The organism is Chryseobacterium amylolyticum (genome assembly GCF_051011775.1).
GTDB lineage: Bacteria > Bacteroidota > Bacteroidia > Flavobacteriales > Weeksellaceae > Chryseobacterium.
Map to the genome: position 1 here is coordinate 51707 of NZ_JBPCHX010000002.1, position 20022 is coordinate 71728.

14 protein-coding genes are annotated in these 20022 nt (G+C 35.1%); 3 read left to right on the top strand and 11 right to left on the bottom strand.

Annotated elements, in window-relative coordinates; translation table 11 throughout:
- Window positions 1–150: 150 nt before the first annotated feature.
- The 3 genes from ACR1PO_RS05365 to tsf form a co-directional block, all read right to left on the bottom strand.
- Window positions 151–3048: a T9SS type B sorting domain-containing protein gene (locus ACR1PO_RS05365; protein WP_433986105.1), complete on the bottom strand. Its 2898-nt coding sequence runs from the start codon at window positions 3046–3048 to the stop codon at window positions 151–153.
- Between the two features lie 602 nt (window positions 3049–3650).
- On the bottom strand, window positions 3651–6473 hold the full coding sequence (locus ACR1PO_RS05370; RefSeq protein ID WP_433986106.1) for a T9SS type B sorting domain-containing protein: 2823 nt from the start codon (window positions 6471–6473) through the stop codon (window positions 3651–3653).
- A gap of 256 nt (window positions 6474–6729) precedes the next feature.
- Window positions 6730–7557: a translation elongation factor Ts gene (gene tsf / locus ACR1PO_RS05375; RefSeq protein WP_433986107.1), complete on the bottom strand. Its 828-nt coding sequence runs from the start codon at window positions 7555–7557 to the stop codon at window positions 6730–6732.
- A gap of 144 nt (window positions 7558–7701) precedes the next feature.
- Between tsf and ACR1PO_RS05380 the strand changes: the two genes are divergently transcribed.
- On the top strand, window positions 7702–8478 hold the full coding sequence (locus ACR1PO_RS05380) for a DUF6759 domain-containing protein (protein WP_433986108.1): 777 nt from the start codon (window positions 7702–7704) through the stop codon (window positions 8476–8478).
- A 72-nt stretch (window positions 8479–8550) separates the two neighbouring features.
- Here the strand turns inward: ACR1PO_RS05380 and ACR1PO_RS05385 are convergent, their stop codons facing one another.
- Window positions 8551–9507, bottom strand: a complete 957-nt coding sequence (locus tag ACR1PO_RS05385; RefSeq protein WP_433986109.1) for an acetyl-CoA carboxylase carboxyltransferase subunit alpha — start codon at window positions 9505–9507, stop codon at window positions 8551–8553.
- A gap of 49 nt (window positions 9508–9556) precedes the next feature.
- Window positions 9557–11065 (bottom strand): glutamate--tRNA ligase, encoded by a 1509-nt coding sequence (gene gltX / locus ACR1PO_RS05390; RefSeq protein ID WP_433986110.1) that lies wholly within the window; start codon window positions 11063–11065, stop codon window positions 9557–9559.
- 428 nt (window positions 11066–11493) lie between these two features.
- Here gltX and ACR1PO_RS05395 point away from each other — a divergent pair, with 428 nt between their 5' ends.
- Window positions 11494–12921, top strand: coding sequence for an MAC/perforin domain-containing protein (locus ACR1PO_RS05395; protein ID WP_332385635.1), 1428 nt, complete (start codon window positions 11494–11496; stop codon window positions 12919–12921).
- Between the two features lie 237 nt (window positions 12922–13158).
- On the top strand, window positions 13159–14541 hold the full coding sequence (locus ACR1PO_RS05400; protein WP_433986111.1) for an MAC/perforin domain-containing protein: 1383 nt from the start codon (window positions 13159–13161) through the stop codon (window positions 14539–14541).
- 144 nt (window positions 14542–14685) lie between these two features.
- On the opposite strand, the gene ACR1PO_RS05405 is transcribed toward ACR1PO_RS05400, so the two are convergent.
- The 6 genes from ACR1PO_RS05405 to ACR1PO_RS05430 are packed head-to-tail and all read right to left on the bottom strand — an operon-like array spanning window position 14686 to window position 20021.
- A complete protein-coding gene (locus ACR1PO_RS05405; RefSeq protein WP_433986112.1) occupies window positions 14686–15723 on the bottom strand; it encodes a glycosyltransferase in 1038 nt (345 codons plus the stop codon).
- Window positions 15713–16678, bottom strand: coding sequence for a WaaS/CpsH family glycosyltransferase (locus tag ACR1PO_RS05410; protein ID WP_433986113.1), 966 nt, complete (start codon window positions 16676–16678; stop codon window positions 15713–15715). Before ACR1PO_RS05410 ends, ACR1PO_RS05405 begins: the two co-directional genes overlap by 11 nt.
- Window positions 16675–17670, bottom strand: a complete 996-nt coding sequence (locus tag ACR1PO_RS05415; protein ID WP_433986114.1) for a WaaS/CpsH family glycosyltransferase — start codon at window positions 17668–17670, stop codon at window positions 16675–16677. Before ACR1PO_RS05415 ends, ACR1PO_RS05410 begins: the two co-directional genes overlap by 4 nt.
- Before the next feature lie 4 nt (window positions 17671–17674).
- Entirely contained in the window at window positions 17675–18421 is a 747-nt protein-coding gene (locus tag ACR1PO_RS05420) for a glycosyltransferase family 2 protein (protein WP_332385824.1), read from the bottom strand.
- 54 nt (window positions 18422–18475) lie between these two features.
- A complete protein-coding gene (locus tag ACR1PO_RS05425) occupies window positions 18476–19240 on the bottom strand; it encodes a polysaccharide deacetylase family protein (RefSeq protein ID WP_433986115.1) in 765 nt (254 codons plus the stop codon).
- Window position 19241: 1 nt separating this feature from the next.
- Window positions 19242–20021 (bottom strand): glycosyltransferase family 2 protein, encoded by a 780-nt coding sequence (locus ACR1PO_RS05430; RefSeq protein WP_332385644.1) that lies wholly within the window; start codon window positions 20019–20021, stop codon window positions 19242–19244.
- Between the last annotated feature and the right edge of the window lies 1 nt (window position 20022).

A 20022-nucleotide genomic window follows, 5' to 3' on the forward strand; every position in this document is an offset into this window, starting at 1 on the left:
TGATTTCGAAATTGTGGTTAAAAATAAATTAAATCTATATTATTTTTATGTTGAGTATGATCTAACAAATAAATTTAATCAGAGAACTGAAACAAAAATAAGCCACGATTGTATAACCGTGGCTTATTAAATATAGTTTTAAACTAATTATTACTCTCTGTTCTTAACAAGAATCCAACCGGTATATTTTATTGGAGTTTTCACCTTATTGGATTCATTCCAGGAAATCTGATGCCAATATGTTGCGGTAGCAGCTCTCTTTCCTCCATCAAACGTTCCGTTCCATTTGTATCCGTTCGTCTTATCTGCCTGGAAGATCTTATTTCCATAGCGGTCAAAAATATTAATTACCAGATTATTTTTTACTGCCAGTGAAGAGTAATCTATAACATCATTAATCCCGTCTTCATTAGGAGTAATGACATTGATCAGATTAGGAATGGTGATATCTATTTTTACAGGTTCACAATTGTTATCATCCTTTACATATACACTTGCATTTCCTTTTGCAACATTGGTGAATACATTAGAATCCTGCCAGTTAATATTGTCAATAGAATATTTATAAGGAGGTGTACCTCCGGTCACATTTAGTGTTATGGTATTATTTGAGATATCAATATTTGAAATAACCGGATTTTCTGAAGAATAAACTTTCACTGTTTGTGTGACAATACACTCACCGGTTTTAAGTTTAACCCAATAAGTTCCCACTCCAGCATCTTTAATGGTCTGAGTTGTAGCTCCGGTGCTCCATTCGTAGCTTTTAAAACCAGGACCTGCATCAAGAGTGGTTTTACTTTCCATACAGATGGTTTTATCTGCGAGAATATCAGACTTTACAGGAGGCATTACAATCAGAGTTATTACTGAAACACTATAACAGCCATTTCCGCTAATAACCTTTACATAAACGACTCCATTGGGAGCAATGTAATTGCCCGGCGTCAGAATTTCATTGGTTCCCGCATGGGCATCTGTAAGGGAAGGGTAATATTTTTTAGTGATGTTTGTAGCTGTTGTTACATTCACATTGCTAAGATTAAATAATCCTGTTGCGATATTGGATTCAAGGAAGCAGGTTCTTACGGATGTATCATTTACTTTGGGCTTTTCAGATACTGTTATATTCAAAGTTACTTTTTCACAATCTGTAAAATCAGGATTATTTCCGCAAAATTGATAAACAATAGTTTCTGGTCCCTGATAATTAGGGTTGGGGGAATAGCTTATAACTCCGGTAGTTGGGTCAATTGTTGCTGTGCCATTCGCAGGAGGGGTAATGATTTTTACTGTTACCGGAACTACGGTTTGTGTAGAATTGGTAAACGTAGGAATAATCTGCTTCACTCCATCACACATAGTTTCATTTACTGTTGTGTTAGTAAGGCAGGTGTATGCTTTGTATACCGGAGTTACAACAGGAGGGCATGATCCTATGGTAATTTTTACTGTATAATTTCCTGATTGGGTAGGGGTGTAGGTATTGTTATTAGCTCCGGGAACAGGAACGTTTTCTTTATACCATTGATAGGTATCATAACTGTCATCTACTTCCAGTATGATTCCGGGAATACAATCACCAGAATGTTTGGAAATAACGGGAATGGAAGAAAAGCCGGCAAAATATCCGCCATATCCTACAGCACCGCTTCCGCCGGCAATTCCTGCGGTTACTGCTTTATTGGAAGTCACTGTTATATTTCCCGTAATATTAGGAATCGAATAAGAAACCCAGTTACTGGTTCCGCTTACCGGATAGGGACCTTGTGCAGCAGCAGGGGGATTCCCGTTAACCATAACGGTAGCTCCGGTTTCTGTTAGAATATTTAGTTTCACAGTATTGGTAGAAGGAGGAAGAATATTAATCATTCCGATTTCATCAATTTTTCTGGGTAAGAAACAATTGAGGGGAGGAATATAATTGAATCCGCCTGTAGCAGCCTCGCTATCATTGACAACACCTGCTAGCAGCTGATATACATAAACATTTTTAGTCGTTCTGATGTACATATTATAATGGTTGTTACCCTGGTTGATGTAGTTTGTGTTTGATACCTCATTAACCCTGTAACTTTGTCCCTCATCAAGGGTTACTGCAGGTGTGGCGGCATTATTGATAAATACCTGCGTGTTATTTTCTGTTGCGATGATCAGCGCATCCTCCATTCGTTCACTGATATTGGCATTTCCTTTTACTAGCACGAATTCATTGCCAAGTCTATCCACCGGAACAGATTGATCCATAATAATATCCGTTCCGAAACCCAAAAAAGAACTGGGAGTAAGAGTAAATTGTCCGTTGAAATTACCATTGGTAACAGAAACCGGTTTGTCTGCAGTAATCTTTGCACCGATAAAACCTTTACGGTTCTGAGCTAAAGTCCCATCACCTTCAATGATGTATGATTGTCCCTTATTAAGAGTAAAAGTCATGGTAGGATTCGTGGTACCTGTCATATTATTAGCAAATATTACATCTGGCGAATATCCGGAGACTGTAACCGTGGTATTGTCTTCTGTAGCTAGTATTCCTGTAGTGAAATTTATACCGGCGGCGGGGTTCGCATCTGTTATAGGAGCTGTCGCAACATAGAAGATTTTTCCTATTCCGGCCTTACCCTTAGATGTTAATATCTCTGCATGATTTGCTGACGAAAATCTAAAGGTTACGAAATAGGGTTGGGTTCCCTTTGTATACAATCCCATTTGGACAGGTTTAAATAAATCTGCCACAGAAGTCGTCATCATGTTTTGAAAAGGAACATTAAATACCTGTGGATTACCCTTGCTTACTGTAACTGTTCCTATCAAAGTATTGTTGCTATAGATCTGTATGGGAAAAGGAGCTGCAGAGTCTGTTGAAAAATATAAACCCTGCTGTTTTGTTGCATTTATATTTCTTTTCATCATCGGGGCAAACCAGTGATCTGTATCTCTTTGAGCATAGACCGTATTCAGTGTGAGTATGATGAGTAAGAAAATAAGTGTTTTTTGGCGGAGTGCAGCTATTGTCTGCAGTTTCTTAAATACTAATGTTTTTAACATATCTTCAGTGTTTTTTGTAAATAATTTTGATTCGCAGGCAGATAAAAATTGCAATAGCAGAGACTTAATAAGGTATAGTTTGAAATACCGTTTCGTTCTGTAATACAATGCCAATATCAATTTTTGAAGAGATAGATTTTTATAAAAAATGAAATCATTTTTTTGAAAAAGAAGAACAATATCCCGCCTAAACAAGAATGGTTTTGCAGGGAATGTTAGAATGCAAGTAAGCCAGGTCGTAATTGCTAGAAATATAAATCTAATCAATGTGTGTTTTTTTTGGTGGTGGGTTTATTGCAAATGTATTATAATAAATCCTTGATTTATAGTAATTGTTCAATTAATTGAGTATTTCGTTGTATATAGATTTATTATATGTGGTTTTGATTGAAAAATTAATTATAAAGAATCATTTAGTTGTATATTTTTCATTAATTTCTTTATCTCTTCATTGAGAATGCTGAAGAAATGATTTATTATAGTCTGATGGAGAAACTTTTATACTATTCAGTACAAGATTATTACTGAAGATGCAGAGATACTATTAATAAAAAAGCCACGATTATGAAATCGTGGCTTACCAATATGGTTTAAAATAATTATTACTCTCTGTTCTTAACAAGAATCCAACCTGTATATTTTATTGGAGTCTTTTCCTTATTGGATTCATTCCATGTAATGTGATACCAGTATGTTCCTGTTCCCAGCTTCTTATCAAAGTGTTTTCCGTCCCATCTGTAATTATTGAATCTGTTTCCGGTGAATACCATATTTCCATATCTGTCATACACTACAAAGCTTAGGTTTTCTTTATAAGCAAGCTCACTGTAATCAATATAATCATTTACATTATCTCCATTAGGGGTAATGGCATTTAACAGATTAGGAATGGTAAGTTCTACAGCAATAGGGGTACAGTTATAAAAATCTTTTACATAAAAAGTATGCTGTCCTCTTGTCAAGCCCGTAAAGGTATTTGAATCCTGCCAGTTAGCAGTTCCGTCAACTGCATATTTGTAAGGAGCTTTACCGCCGTTTACAATTACAGTTGCTGTATTGTTATTGATCTCAACGGTTTGGATTACCGGATCTTCAACTTTTTTAACTTTTACTGTCTGTGTAAGGAAACACCCGCTCTTACCAAGAATTACTGTATATTCTCCAACGCCTACATCTCTGATACCTGAAGTGGTAGCACCTGTGCTCCATTGGTACGAATCGTATCCAGGACCTGCATCCAGATTAGTTTTTGCATCCATACAGATATACTGATCTACAAGTACCGGTGACTTTTTGATAGGAAGTACAATCAGTTCAATTTTCGCATTTGCTGTACATCCTTCGGCAGTTGTTACTTTTACATATACAAATCCTCCTGTTGATGGGAAGTTTTCCGGAGTTGTGATTTCATTGATACCTGCAGTAAGATCATTCAGGGTACGGTAGTATTTTTTTATAACAGCGTTATAGTCTGTTACCTTAGCTTTCGTAAGATCGAAATAAGCATAAGGTGCTACATCATACCAGCAAGCTTTAATAGAGGTATCCGTAACAACGAATGGTACTACAGTAAGGTTTAATGTCACCTGTTCACAATCTGTAAACTCAACTGAGTTTCCACAGAATTTATAAACTATTTTATCTGGCCCTAAATATCCGGGATTAGGTGTATAAGTGATTGTTCCGTTTGGATTCACTACAGCTGTTCCTTTCGTAGGAGGAGTTAAAATTACTACTGTACTTGGAACCACTGTTTGTGTGGAAGAAGTAAATGTAGGGGTTATAATTTTTGTTGAACAAGCATTTAATGCCTGAGTTGTTTCTTTCAAACAGGTTTGTACTTTATAGATCGGAGTTGTCACAGGCGGACACGTACCCATTGTTACTTTTACGGTATAGTTTCCTGACTGTGTAGGGGTGTAAGTATAAGTAGTTGCTCCGGAAATAGCTACTCCGTCGCGGTACCATTGGTATGTTTCATATCCGTCATCTACTTCCAGGATAATTCCCGGAACACATTCTCCTGCTTTCTTGGCAATAACAGGAATGGATGAGAATCCGGCAAAATACCCTCCGTATCCTGCTGTGCTATATCCTCCGTTAATACCCGCTGTTACGGCTTTTGTAGAAGTAATCTTAAGGTTTCCTGTTACCCCTGTTATTCCATAGGTAACCCAATTGCTGTTTCCTGTTAACGGGAATGGTCCGTCTGCAGCCAGAGGAGGGAAACCGTTTACCATTACTGTAGCTCCTGCCTCAGTCAGAATATTTAATTTTACAACTAAGTCTCCTTGTGTAGTACTTGCTCCGCCTGGACCAAGAGGCATCTCATTAATCTTACCAATTTCATCAATTATTCTTGGCAGGAAGCAGTTTAATGGCGGGATGTAGTTGAACCCGTTGGTTGCAGCGTTTGATCCGATTCCTATAAACTGGTAAAGATATACATTCTTGGTAGTTGAAATAAACATATTGGAATGTCCGGTACCTTGACTTACATAACTTGTTTCATTGATTCTGTACCATTGTCCGGAAGCAAGGGTTGCAACAGGAGTGGTTCCGCCGTTTAAATAAACTTCAGTGTTATCTTCGGTAGCAATAATAAGTCCCCCTTCCATATTCAGGTTAGGAGCTGTAGATCTGGTTTTTACTATAGCAAATGTATTTCCAAGTCTTTCAACCGGAACTGATTGATCCAGAATAGGGTCAGTACCGGATGTTGGGGTTGAGAAGTTACCGTTGCAGCTCCCGTTGGTAAGAGTTACAGGTTTATCTGCAACCACCTTGGCTCCCATGAAGCCTGTTTTATTAGCAGATTGTGATCCGGAGCCTGCGAAAATAAAAGATTGTCCTTTCTGTAATGTAAAGGTATGAGAATTACTGGTTGGAGCTCCGTTGATAAAAACTACTCCGGCAGTAGGGTTCCATGTTACGGTTACGTTGGTATTATCTTCAGTGGCAAGGATACCGGCTGTAAAGTTATAATAAGGGTTGGTATCAGTATTGGGACTTTGAGCCACAAAAAAAGTTTTCCCGATTCCAGCCTTTCCTTTGCTGGTAATAATTTCCCCGTGGATATCCTGGGCAAGCCTTAAACTGCAGTAGAATGGTTTTGCTCCTTTCAGATAAAGTCCTTTATTGATAACAGTAAATGCATCAGTTGTTGTGCCTGTTGAAATAAGGCCGTTGGCAACCTTATAGGTTTGTGGGTTACCTTTGCTGATCGTAACTGTAGTAATAGGAAGATTGTTGTTATAGATCGTTACATCAAAAGGTGTCAGCGAGTCAGTGGAAAGATATATCATATTGGTATAGCTTCCGTAACTGTCATAATAGGGAGCAATCCAGTGCTCGGTATCCCTTTGTGCAAAGAGTGTATTAATTGTCAAAAAAATTAATACCAGACTGAGTAGAAATCTTTTCATGAGTATGGAATTAGGATTTCTACAAAAATAAAATAAAAAATGAATTACTTTTAATAAAATTTAAATAAATGTTAAAAAACCGGCATCATTTTTTAACTAAAAGCGATATTGGGTATGAAACTTGTAATTAAGAGTTTGGCTGGTTACTGCTATATAATAATATAGATACTGAATTGTTTTTGATTACGAATGTGTTTAAGAATAAAAAAATCCCGGTGAAGTTCACCGGGATGCAATATCTTTTTGGAAAGGTTGATTAAGCTAAACTTACTCTTACAAATCCTGTTACTTTTAAGTCTGCGTTTACAGATTTTACATAATCAGCAACTGAGATACTTCCGTCTTTAATGAAATCCTGGTGTACCAAAGTGTTGTCTTTGTAGAATCTCTGCATTTTACCTTTAAGGATGTTATCGATAATATTTGCAGGCTTACCTTCTTCTGTAAGTTTGTGTCTTTCGATCTCTAATTCTCTGTCAATAGTTTCCTGAGAAACAGCGTTTTCGTCAAGAGCAATTGGGTTCATTGCAGCAACCTGCATAGAAACAGCTTTAGCAACTTCGTCAGCTCCGTCTACTTTAGCAGAAAGAGAAGTGATAGCAGCAATTTTGTTTCCAGCGTGGATATAAGCTCCTAAGAAAGCTCCCTGGATTCTTTCGAAAGAACCGATTTCAATTTTCTCACCGATAACTCCTGTTTGCTCAACTAATTTCTCAGCAACAGTAATTCCGTGGAAGTCAGTAGCTAAAAGTTCTTCTTTAGTAGCAGCGAAGATTGCCATTTCAGCTAATTCGTAAGCTAGCTCAATGAACGCTTCATTTTTAGCAACGAAGTCAGTTTCACAGTTTAAAGAGATTACAGCACCTAAAGTGTTGTCTTCGTTTACTCTTGCGATTACTGCACCTTCAGTAGACTCTCTGTCAGCTCTGTTAGCAGCAACTTTCTGTCCTTTTTTTCTAAGGATATCTACCGCTTTTTCGAAGTCTCCTTCAGCTTCAACTAGAGCTTTCTTGCAGTCCATCATACCTGCACCTGTTTGGTTTCTTAATTTAGCTACGTCTGCAGCAACTGGTGTATAAGACATAATATCTATTATTTTTTATTTAAAGATTAGTATTAATTTTTAGCTTAATTTTAGAGCAGTGCAAAGATAATGATTTTAATGATAAACTAAAAAATGACTTTTCACGTTATTAATATATTTAATACTATTTTAAAGGTTTGATTAATGAAAAAAATCTTCTTCCTTCTATTTATATGCATTTTTGCTCTAGGTTTTTCCCAAAAAAAGAAAAAAACAAAATCTAAAGCTGTTGTTGAGAAAGAAACCGTAATTATCTATACAGAACAGGAAGCTGAGACTTCAAAAGAGGCAAGAGTAATTGCCGGCTTTTTAAAACAGAATCCCGGACATGCCAAAACAGACTATTTCAAAAGAAAACTGATTGATATTATTATGGCGGATAATTCCCCTGAAGCAAAACCAACCATTAAGCCTATCAGTAAGGAAAAAATTGAAAATATTGTAAAGAACAATGATCTGAACAGCGGTAAAACCATAGCTGCGAATAATACAACTACCGTAAACGGTAAGACGGTCTCTAAAAATACGGCTGCCGCTATTGAAGCTTTAAAAGAAGAAAGGCGAGCAACCTATGCGTCGGCAGGTTCTGCAGGAGCAGCAAAAAGCGCAGGTGCTTCTATAGGATCAAAAGCTGGTCCAAGTGAAGAAAATAAAAGAAGAGCTGCCATGCTTACCCATTTATTTAATAATGATATCAATAAAAGCGAAGCGTATGTCAATATTAAAAACAGGTCATCCTGCAATCTTATTGTAAAAATTAGCGGAAAAAAATATTACAATCTCAGCGTTCCTGCCAAAGGTGAAAATTTTATTCTTGTGGATAAAGGGGAATATGTGCTGACAACAATGGTATGTGATGCAAAGTATTCATCCTTGAAGAAAATCACCCAGGATATAGAAATTGCACTGAATGTTGAATAGAATTAAATTAATAGAATAGAAGAAGACTAAAGCAAAAAAAAGGTTAAGAAATTTTCTTAACCTTTTTTATTTTTATCCCTTAAACTGTCCCATCGCAATGAACTTGTCCTGTCTCTGGGTTTCAAGCTCCTGTCCTGTGAATTTGGAGAAAGCTTTGATATTTTGTAAAATTGAATTTTTCAGGTTCAAATAAGTTGTTTCCTGATCATAATGAGCGCCACCAAGTGGTTCTTCAATAATTCCGTCAATGAACTTTTCTCTTAAGGCATCTGCCGGAGTAAGGTTTAATGCATTGGCTGCATCTTCCTTGTGATCCCAGTTTCTCCATAAGATAGAAGAACAGCTTTCCGGTGCAATTACCGTATACCATGTGTTTTCCAGCATGTATACTTTATTTCCGACACCTATCCCAAGTGCTCCGCCGCTGGCTCCTTCCCCGATGATATAAGTGAAGATTGGAGTTTTCAGCTGTACCATTTCAAAAATATTTCTTGCAATAGCTTCTCCTTGTCCTCTTTCTTCAGCTTCCAGTCCGGGGTAAGCTCCCGGTGTATCTACTAAGGTTACCACAGGGATATTGAATTTTTCAGCAAGCTTCATTAGTCTTAAAGCTTTTCTGTATCCTTCCGGATTTGGCATTCCAAATCTCCTGTGCTGTCTTTCTTTTGTCGTTCTTCCTTTTTGAGTCCCTATGATCATTACTCTTTGACCATCCAGGGTAATCAATCCTCCAATCATTGCCGGATCATCAGCGAAATTTCTGTCTCCATGAAGTTCTAAGAAACTGCCTTTATCTGCCATTCCGTGGATGTAGTCTAATGTATAAGGACGATCCGGGTGACGGGACAGTTGTACTCTTTGCCAAGGTGTAAGATTTCCATAGATTTCTTTTTTCTTTTCTAAAATCTTATCCTCAATCTGGCTGCATGCTAATTTTACATCAACACCACTTTCTTCTCCTACTAAAGAACACGTCTGGTATTGGTCCATCAATTCTTTGATAGGAAGTTCGAAACTTAAATATTCCATTTCTTGAAGTAAATTAAATCTTTCAAATGTATGAAAAATTATGGTTATTCTATTTAAAATTATTTATAGCAATGTTTATTCTGGAGATACTTTCCTCTTTACCAAGGGTTTCCAGGATATCCGGTACGTCCGGGCCTTTCAATTCTCCTACTAAGGCAAGACGTAAAGGCATCATCACTTTACCCATGCCTAATCCTTTATTTTCAGCAAAGTCATGCACAGTTTGTTTCAGGGACTCAGCAATAAAATCTGCAGATTCAAACCTTGAAGTCAATTCACCTAAAATAGCTGATGTTTCATCATTCCATGCTTTTTTGGAAGCTTTTTCATCATAGGAAGTTGGTGCTTCAAAGAAGAATTTTCCGTTTTCATAGATATCTTTAGGGAAAGTTGCTCTTTCTTTCAACAGGTGAATGACTTTTAATAATTTTTCATCAGATACACCGGAAAGATCAAGGTCTGTATTTTTCAGGATCTGAAGAAGTTCTTCGTCAGACTTCATCTGAATATACTGATGATTGAACCACTCCGCTTTTTCTTTACTGAATCTTGCTCCCGCTTTGTGTACTTTATGAAGATCAAATTCCTTAATCATTTCCTCCAAAGGAAGAATTTCCTTATCATCTGCCGGAGACCATCCCAATAGCGCTACCATATTGATGAAAGCATCAGGAAGATAACCGTTTTCTCTGTACCCTTTAGAAATTATGCCAGTAGCAGGATCTTTAAAATCAAGGGGAAATACCGGGAATCCGAATTTATCTCCGTCTCTTTTGCTTAATTTCCCTTTTCCTTCAGGTTTTAAAATTAAAGAAAGGTGCGCAAATTGTGGAGCTTCCCACTGCATGGCTTCATATAATAAGGTATGAAGTCCCAAAGAAGGAAGCCATTCTTCTCCACGGATGACATGTGAGATTTCCATTTCATGGTCATCGATAATATTGGCAAAATGATACGTTGGCATCCCATCATTCTTTACCAGAACTTTATCATCTAAGGTATTTGTATTGACAGAGAATTTTCCACGTATAATATCCTCAAGATTCAATACTCTGTCAACAGGCATCTTAAATCGTACCACATAAGGTGTTTTTTCGTGCAGCAATCTTTGAACTTCTTCTTCTGAAAGAGCAAGACTGTTTCTCAAACGGTTTCTCGTTTTATTATCATAGGAGAAAACATCACCTCTGGCTTCATATTCTGCACGGATTGCATCCAGTTCTTCTGCAGTATCAAAAGCGATATAAGCATAATCTGTTTTCAGGATCTGTTCAGTATATCTGTCATAGATATCTCTTCTTTCAGATTGTCTGTAAGGAGCGAATTTTCCGCCTTTCTTAGGACTTTCATCAGGGATGATTCCGCACCACTCCAATGCTTCTTCAATATATTCTTCAGCTCCTTCTACATATCTGGCGGTATCTGTATCTTCGATTCTCAATACAAACTCACCACCCTGATTTTTAGCAAAAAGGTAATCATATAATGCGGTTCTTACGCCTCCCAAATGTAACGGCCCTGTAGGACTTGGAGCAAAACGTACTCTTACTTTCTCCATTTCAATTTAAATTTTTGCAAATTTACTTAAAATTATGCGTTTAAGAGATGATTTATGACCTGGTATTCTTTTTTTGAATCTAACTTTTTTATGTATTTCTACAGATAAATACTGTTTTAAAGTTCTCACTCTTATATTTCTGATCATATTTTTAATTCATAGATTGTAATCTGTGATGGGTTGTACTATGGATATTAAGTCATAAATAATAAATGTCGAATTTAATGTACATGTTTTTTACAAGAATGAAAAAGTTGATTTTCATAATTTATATTTTTACTTAAATCACTAGTTAGAGGTTGATTTTTTAATTATTCATGGGGTTTTATGCGTGATATAAAATCACTGGTAAATGATATATGTCAGTTGTGTTTTTATATTCCGCTAGATTTTGAAGTTTATATTTGTGGGAATTTTAAAATAATACAATGAAAAAACAAATTTTATTTAGTCTCGGTGCTTCATTGATGCTTTTCATGGGGTCATGTTCTTCGGAAGATCTGAATAATGAATCCACTCAGGATAGCCCGGCACAAGCTAACCGCTTATCTGCTGCGAAATTCGCAGGAGATGGTGTTTATGATATTTTAGGACATGGTTATAATGCTACTGGAGAATATGCGAATGCTAGTGCTGCTGGTTTTAAAGTGGTTGATATTGATCGATTTAAATCTGAACAAGCAGGAAGGTTGTTAGCTGAGAATACATTTTCACAGGAATATGTAGAAGATTATGGGGAAAATGCAGAATCATATTCCAAAATGATATCCAATAAAGTAGATGTAACTGCTGGTATCCCATTATTTAAGAAAACCCTTTCAGTTGGATTTAACTCTGCTGTGACGACTAATAATAAATTCGATGCTAAGTATATTTATGGGAGTTACAATCTTTTAATTAAACACAGAAGACTTAGGATCAATGCAACAAGCGATATGTTAGCTGATTATATAACTCCTGAATTTGCACAGGATTTACAAGCTAAGACACCACAACAAATTGTACAGGATTATGGAACCCATGTTGCTGTAGACATTTATACAGGGGCTAAAATGGATATTATTTTCCAATCGGAAACAACTAATGAAAGCCGTGACCGTGCTGCAAGAATTGGTGTAAAGGTAGGAATGAAGGATATCTTTGATGTGAATGTGACCAATGAAGTTAGTACGTCAGAATCTAACAAAAATTTTTCTAAAAAATTATCATATAGAACAAGAGGCGGAGATCCTTCAAAAGGGTTAGTCGGTGAATTGAACCTTGATCAATCCAATCCTAAAATTAATATTTCAACTTGGCAAAACAGTTCTACAATAAACAATGCTGTATTAGTAGACTTTGGAAATAATGGGTTGATGCGCATTTACGATTTAGTAAAAGATCCAGCCAAAAAAGCCCAGCTTAAGGCTTATGTAGATCAGTATTTGATTGATAATCAGGTTTCTTTAGATTTTACTAGCTCGCTGTTATATGCTTATAAGAATGAACCAAGTAGCGACCATTATTTTTCCTTTGAGACTAATTTACAACCTTCTAGTTATTGGACAAATGAAGGGCCAACCTTTAGAGCTTTTAAATATAAGGCCCCCAATACAGTTCCAATTTATTCTTATAAAAGCACTTCAGGTACAGAGCATTACTTTTCTCAAAATAGTTCTATGCAACCTAGTTCGTACTGGAATATATACATGGGGGTTGCATTTTATGCTTATAAAGAACCTGGAGTAGGAAGAGTTGCTGTATATAATTATAGAGGAATAAACGGAGGACATCATTATCTTTCTACGTCCCCAAATTTAGGTCCATCTAGCTATTGGATTCGAGAGAATTTAGAGTTTTATGCACCTGTAAATTAAGGATTGTATTATTGAATACATTGTAATGTGGCTAGCCTTTAAAAGTTTGATTAGTTTACAGATTAAAGTACTGAAATCAGAGTAGGAGTTTTCCTATTCTGATTTTTTGTTATTAAAATTGGCTAAAAGTTATTGACTTTATACATTAAATTTACTTAACAATGATATTTATCATTGTTAAATCTTTTTTTTCACTGGTTGTTGAATATTATATTTGCGAAAACTTTTAAATAACCTATGAAAAAACAAATTTTATTTTGCTTCAGTAGTCTACTGATGCTTTTTATGAGTTCATGTTCTTCAGAAGATCTGAATCCTGAAGTAACTCCGGAAAATTCTGCTAAAACCAATCGTTTGTCAGCTGCTAAATTTGCAGGAGACGGAATTTACGATGTACTGGGACATGGTTATAATGTTGCCGGTGAATATGCCAATGCTACTGCTGCTGGTTTTAAAGTGATCGACATTGATCGTTTTAAAATGGAGCAGGCAAGCAGATTGATCAGCGAAAATACATTCTCACAGGAATACACTGAAGAATATGGTGAAAATGCAGAATCATATTCTAAAATGGTTTCCACCAAAGTTAACGCTACTGCCGGTATTCCATTGTTCAAGAAAACACTTTCAGTAGGATTCAATTCTGCAGTAACTACCAACAATAAGTTTGAAGGAAAGTATATCTACGGAAGCTATAACCTTACCATTAAACAAAAAAGAGTAAGATTCAATGCTACTACTGATATGCTGGGAGATTACCTGACTCCGGAATTTGCCCAGGATTTGCAGACAAAGACCCCGCAGCAGATTGTACAGGATTATGGAACACACGTAGCAGTTGATATCTATACAGGAGCGAAACTGGATGTTTTATTCCAGGCGGAAACAAGAAGCCAAAGCCGTGACCGTGCCGCAAGAATTGGTGTAAAGGTAGGAATGAAGGATATCTTTGATGTAGATGTTACCAATGACGTGAATACTTCAGAATCATCCATGAACTATTCTAAAAAATTAGCTTATAAAACTAGAGGAGGAGACCCTTCAAAAGGCCTTGTGGGAGACCTGAATCTTGACCAGACCAATCCTAAGATCAATATTTCCAACTGGCAGAACAGTTCTAATGCGAGCAATTCAGTCCTTGTAGATTTCGGGAACAACGGATTGGTTATTATTTATGACTTAGTAAAGGATGCTGCTAAAAAAGCTCAGCTTAAAGCTTATGTAGACCAATATCTGATCGACAATAAAGTGTATATGGAATTTAATACAATTCCAATTTACAGATATTACAACGGAGTAGACCATTACTATACAAAAACTCCGGGAAGCTACAGCGGGTATTCTTTTGAAGGAACAGAGTTTAATGCATTCTTATATAAAGCTCCGAACACTATTCCTATTTACAGATACTGGAACGGCAGAGATCACTATTATACAAGAACTCCGGGGTATTACCAGGGATATGTAGATGAAGGAATTGAATTTAACGCTTTTGCTACTCAGGAGCCTAATACAGTCCCTATCTACAGATATTGGAATGGTAAGGATCACTACTATTCAAGATCAAGTGTGAGACCTTCCGGATATGTATATGAAGGAATTGAATTCTACGCATACTAAAAATATTGATATTTAAAACAAAGAAACCGCCCTAGCATGAGGCGGTTTTTTTATGAAAAACTTGGATTTCTGTTTACATAAAGACTGTGATAAGAAAGAATTAAATTAAAATAGGATAGTGATTATCTTATACAGTTATTAATATTATTTATTAATATTATTCCAAATATTCACAGTATCATTTATTTCATTTTTTAAGCTATAATTTTCTAAGATAAAATGAGAAGAAAGTTTTCCTTTACTTAATATTTCCTGAGAATTTTCCTCATATATTTTTATAGCTTCTTCTATTTTTTGCACAAATTCGATAATATTGCCATCCTCTACAGGCATAGAAAACTCAGGTTTTAGATATTCTTTTCCACCCTGACCGGAGTATCCAATTACATAGCAACCACAAGACATAGCTTCAGCAGGAGGAAGCCCAAACCCTTCTTTATGATTAAAACTTAGGAAAATAGCACTTTCTTTCATGATTTCTGCTACTTCCTGCTCTGTTTTATTATCTATAGCAACGAGGTTCCATCCTTTTAATGCATTTCTCTGTTTGAGTATACAAATAACCTGAGTTACATCATCACCAAGCTTTCTCGGCATAAAACAAATTTGTTTCTTTTTTGTTTCACTGTAATTAAATATTTGATTGTCAATACCTAGCCGCATTTTGAAAACGGTAGAGTTGGGAAAAGTATATTTTAAATATCTTTCAGCATCTTCTGAAGCTACTATGGTTGCCAGAGTTTTAGAATGAGTGTAAGGAGTCTCCCGATAGTTTTCGTAGATTGAAAAGTAACCAAATGTATAATAACAATTTTGATTAAATATCACTTTGGAATTTTCAGGTGCTAGTTTATGAATATTCGGGCCATAAATTTCAGGAAAAACAAGAATGGCATCTTTTTCAATATCAACACTTTGGGTTTTTAAAAAGCTTAAGGTTAATTTTTTAAAGAAATTGATCTTTTTTCCTTTATAAAGATATTTGAGCTCCTTGAATAAATATGGGTTAACCTTTATTGGAACATTATTATTAAACCAGCTTTCTTTTTTCCCTTTTTTTTTCAATAACAAATAAGCTTCGAATCCATTTTTGTTTAATGTTTCGACTTGTCGGTAGATTTGTTTTACACCTCCGCTCGCAAATTTATTAGTGGGGCATACAAAATAAATTTTAGTTTTCATGAAATGAAAGTATTGTTTTTATCCAGTTCTTAATATAATACTTTTCTTTTATCCAATCCTCAGCTTGTTCGTAATCTTCCGATAAAAAACTCTCGGGGATTGTAAAGTTTGAAATATCTTTAATGACAAGAATATTCTTTGGATTATAAAAATCATATGTAATGATTTCCTGATTGGTTGTTATCAATTTTTTATTTAAACCAATGGCTTCGTATGGCCTAAATGATAATCCTTTCTGGTGGGGATGTGCTATATCAAGAATGATTTTACTATCTAAATAGTATTTATATGAATCTGAAAAAGGGATAATTTCATAAATGATCTGGATATTCTTAGGAAGCTTTTCTTTTATAGGAATAGACTTATATGTAAACAATTTTCCTTTTGCTGAAATATTGTTATCATTAAAATATTCGAAAAGAATTTGGGCTTCAGCTATTCTCTTATCATAGGTTGCTAAATAGCTAACATCAAAATTTGTAGTTGTTTTTTTTTCTTTGATAAAGTAAAAATTGGTCACATAATTTAAATTATAATTTTTACAGTCATCGGTATCAAAACTGCAGCATATATCAAATTTTTGAATATATGATTCCTGAGAAGGTATTTTCTGAATACTGTCCCAAAAGAGAACAATAGACTTTTTAGATTTATTAAGAGCAGAATTTAGATCCTCATTACTCAATACATCAGGTCTGTTTACCAACAATACATCATAATCATGAAGATTAATAATACGTTGAATATGCTCCCCTTTTTTTATATTTTTGAGATTCTTTTTAAGAAATGTTTTTAGAAAAAAATTATATATTTTTTCTAAAATATTTTTGTATTGGTAGTTTAGAGTTGAATTTATATGTACGACATCATAACCACTATATTTTTTCAAACCTTCAAAGACAACATCATTAAACCCATAATAACCGGGAGCGATAAATAAAAGTTTTTTTTTCATAAATTATTGCCATTATCACTTATTTCAAAAACTTTGTTCACCCAACTATCCAAAGTGTATCTGTAGTAGATTTCTTCCGGAATTTTCTCGTAAGGCTTTTCAAAAAAAGATTTGTCAAGATTACTAATATTTTTGTTTAAAATCAAAATATTATTGGGATTGTAAAAGTCATAGGTTTTAATAGCTTCATTATCAGTGATGATTTTCTTATCCAGAGCCATGGCTTCAAAAACCCTGAAGCTGAGCCCATATTGCCCTTCACGCATGAGGTCCAGCAAAACTTTAGAGTTTTTATAATATTTTGGAAGATCATTATGTGGAATCTTTTTGATACTGAAAATCAAAAAAAGATTTTTAGGTACCGTCATGAAAATATTGGTCAGCTGATGCTTCCATGATTTTTTTCCGATGATCATAATCTGGAACTTTAGCCCCTGTTCAATCAGCTTTTTAGCCAGTAATTTGATGAGTGAAACCCTTCTGTTATCATAAGAAGTAATGTAGAAAAGGTCCATTTCAGGTTGCTGAGTTTCTTCCGAGCAATGCGGAAGGTAAATATAATTCGTTAATTTTTCGAATCCGTGTTTTTTTACATCGATATGATCGAAGGAAAATACTTTGTCAAAAAGATACAGCTTATCTTCTACAGGAACTCTTTCAAGATTATCATAAAGGTAGGTTACCAGGCGGTCTGTATATTTACGGATTTTTTTAAGGGTGGAAAGATCAAATGTGTCAGGATTCATCACCAGAATCTGATCCTGATGTCCTAATTTTTCAAGGGAATCCAGAACGTATTTCTGTCTTTTTTCGGTCTTAAGATTTTTATTTAAAAAAGTTTTGCTGAGAGCATTTACAGCCCTTTCATTAAAGTTGGAATGAGTAACGGTACTGATCTTTATATGATGAGCATCAATACCGCGTTTGCATAATGTTTCAACAATATACTTATCATAATCCCAAAAATCATAACTAATGATACAAATCTTCATTCAACTAATTTTGCTCTTTTTTTAATGATTCATAGGTTTCATAAACACTTAAAGATTGCAGGTATGATAACTGGTACCCTTCTTTTCCGTCTAAAATGCCAAGTCTCATTATATAGGCTTTAAAGAATTTAAAAGCTGTTTTAAGATATTGAACTAAAACACTGTACTTTTTCCCTCTTGCAGCCAGTTCTTTCCCCTTTAAAACTCCGTAATGAATCATTTTTTCTTTGTAGGATTCATAATCTGAAACGGAGTAATGGAGTAATTTATTTTTTAAAATTCCGATGGTTCCTTTCACCTCCAGAGTTTCGTGTACCTTTTTCCCTGCCATATATCTGGCCTTCGATTTTCTGAAAAGTCTGAAGTTTTTATCAGACTGAGTTCCTGAAAAATGAATGGGTTTCTGGGCAAAAAAGAATTTCCTGTAAAAATAGTAGGCATCCTTTTGCCCGGTTTTTTTCAGCTCATCGATGATTTCCTGCTTCAGGGCCGGTGTAATTCTTTCATCACCGTCCAGAAATAAAACCCAGTCGTTGGTTGCAGCATCCAGAGCCAGATTTCTTTGCTTTGTAAAGTCTTCAAATTTATTCTGAATCACTTTTACATGCGGGAATTTCTTTGCAATTTCTACAGTTTTATCCGTACTAAAAGAGTCAACGACTATTATTTCATCACAAAAATCAAAAGACTCAAGGACATCCTGTATATTTTTTTCTTCATTATATGTTATGATTAAACCACTTATATTCATCACAACGCTTTGTTTGATAGAGAAGTACAGAAATACTTCCCTTAATATTGTTTTTTAAAATAGTTTTAATCTGCCAAAGATAAGTTTTAATTTGAATTTTATGATCGAATCTTTGCCTTTTATATCAATTCTACACAGCTCGTAGGGATGCCGGGTAGGGTAATAATTCACCTTATTTCCAATTCTTACTGCAAAATCAATTCCTAATTTTTTTAAAATTGAAAAAAAAGCGGATTTATCTTCTTTTTTTTGTGGATATTTACCATAAGGATATGCCAGAACCTTGGAATAGCTGATGTTTTGGGCTTCCAGTACCTCCATGTTTTTTTTTAGATCTTTTTCTGTAAAATCAGCAGAAGCATTGCTCAGATTTTCATGGGCATGGCTATGAAGCGCAATCTCAAAGTATTTTTTATCCAGGCTTCTGATTTCGTCGAAGGTCATCATAGGATAATTTTTATATCCTTTTTCTATAAATCCGGTTGGAATGAAAATAGTTGCCTTCAGATTATACTTTTCCAGTAAAGAAGGCAGGTATTCAAAATTATTTCTGTATCCGTCATCAAAGGTGATGATAATATTCTTTTTTGATGAAATAGTAAGTTCTGAAAAAAATTGCGGAGTATACTTTTTACGGCTCAGGTAAGAAAACTGCTGCTCAAGATTGTTTAAGCTGACTGTAAGGTCTTCATGGCTTTCTTTCTCAACCTGGTGATACATGAGAATGACCAGTCTGTTATGCGGAAATACAAAAAGATACAGACGGAAATACACAACGATAAATATCGTCAATACAACAGGAATAAGGTATAGGATCATACTATTTACCGTGTTTTTTCAATTCCGACAGTCTTATTTTTTCACGAAGCTTAATATATTTTAAAAAGGTATAGTAAGACATTGTTTTAGCGATATAAAAACCGGGAAATCCATCCAGAAACCCAAGTCTGAAAATAAAGACCTTGATAAACTCGAACACCGGACTTACAATGATCTTAAATCTTTTGACTTTCATCCCTCTTTCAAACATTTTCTCAGCCATCATATCAGAATATTTATTGATTTTTGAGACATGATGATGGATGCTTTTGTAGGTATAATGGTCCAGTTTTCCTTCCATAAGACAGGCTTTCTGATCAGTAATCAAAAACTCATGAACTTTATCATCGGAATACCGTGCATACTTTTTTCTGAACAGCCTTTCACGGTATACATTTCCCCATCCTCCGAATCTGATCAGATGAATTCCCAGATGATTATTAAATTTTGCTTTATACACATTACATGCTGTACTTTCTGAAGAAACAATCTTTTGTATGGATTTTTTCAGAGTTATATCAGGAATTTCATCTGCATCCAGAAACAGAACCCATTCATGGGAGCATAAATGAAGGGCATGGTTTTTTTGTTCACCATACCCGTTAAATTTTTTCTCGAAGAATTTTACCTGAGGATACTTTTGAGTGCAAATCTCTTTTGTCTTATCTGTTGAAAAGCTGTCGACAATGATGATTTCATCAACGATGTCTGTTAATGAATCTAAAAGTCTTACGATGTTCTCTTCTTCATTATAAGTAATGATTGCAAGGGAAAGAGCCATT

Excerpts from the sequence above, each read along its gene's own strand:
- ACR1PO_RS05365 (WP_433986105.1), bottom strand. The coding sequence starts at position 3,048 with ATGTTAAAAACATTAGTATTTAAGAAACTGCAGACAATAGCTGCACTC.
- ACR1PO_RS05370 (WP_433986106.1), bottom strand. The coding sequence starts at position 6,473 with ATGAAAAGATTTCTACTCAGTCTGGTATTAATTTTTTTGACAATTAAT.
- tsf (WP_433986107.1), bottom strand. The coding sequence starts at position 7,557 with ATGTCTTATACACCAGTTGCTGCAGACGTAGCTAAATTAAGAAACCAA.
- ACR1PO_RS05380 (WP_433986108.1), top strand. The coding sequence starts at position 7,702 with ATGAAAAAAATCTTCTTCCTTCTATTTATATGCATTTTTGCTCTAGGT.
- ACR1PO_RS05385 (WP_433986109.1), bottom strand. The coding sequence starts at position 9,507 with ATGGAATATTTAAGTTTCGAACTTCCTATCAAAGAATTGATGGACCAA.
- gltX (WP_433986110.1), bottom strand. The coding sequence starts at position 11,065 with ATGGAGAAAGTAAGAGTACGTTTTGCTCCAAGTCCTACAGGGCCGTTA.
- ACR1PO_RS05395 (WP_332385635.1), top strand. The coding sequence starts at position 11,494 with ATGAAAAAACAAATTTTATTTAGTCTCGGTGCTTCATTGATGCTTTTC.
- ACR1PO_RS05400 (WP_433986111.1), top strand. The coding sequence starts at position 13,159 with ATGAAAAAACAAATTTTATTTTGCTTCAGTAGTCTACTGATGCTTTTT.
- ACR1PO_RS05405 (WP_433986112.1), bottom strand. The coding sequence starts at position 15,723 with ATGAAAACTAAAATTTATTTTGTATGCCCCACTAATAAATTTGCGAGC.
- ACR1PO_RS05410 (WP_433986113.1), bottom strand. The coding sequence starts at position 16,678 with ATGAAAAAAAAACTTTTATTTATCGCTCCCGGTTATTATGGGTTTAAT.
- ACR1PO_RS05415 (WP_433986114.1), bottom strand. The coding sequence starts at position 17,670 with ATGAAGATTTGTATCATTAGTTATGATTTTTGGGATTATGATAAGTAT.
- ACR1PO_RS05420 (WP_332385824.1), bottom strand. The coding sequence starts at position 18,421 with ATGAATATAAGTGGTTTAATCATAACATATAATGAAGAAAAAAATATA.
- ACR1PO_RS05425 (WP_433986115.1), bottom strand. The coding sequence starts at position 19,240 with ATGATCCTATACCTTATTCCTGTTGTATTGACGATATTTATCGTTGTG.
- ACR1PO_RS05430 (WP_332385644.1), bottom strand. The coding sequence starts at position 20,021 with ATGGCTCTTTCCCTTGCAATCATTACTTATAATGAAGAAGAGAACATC.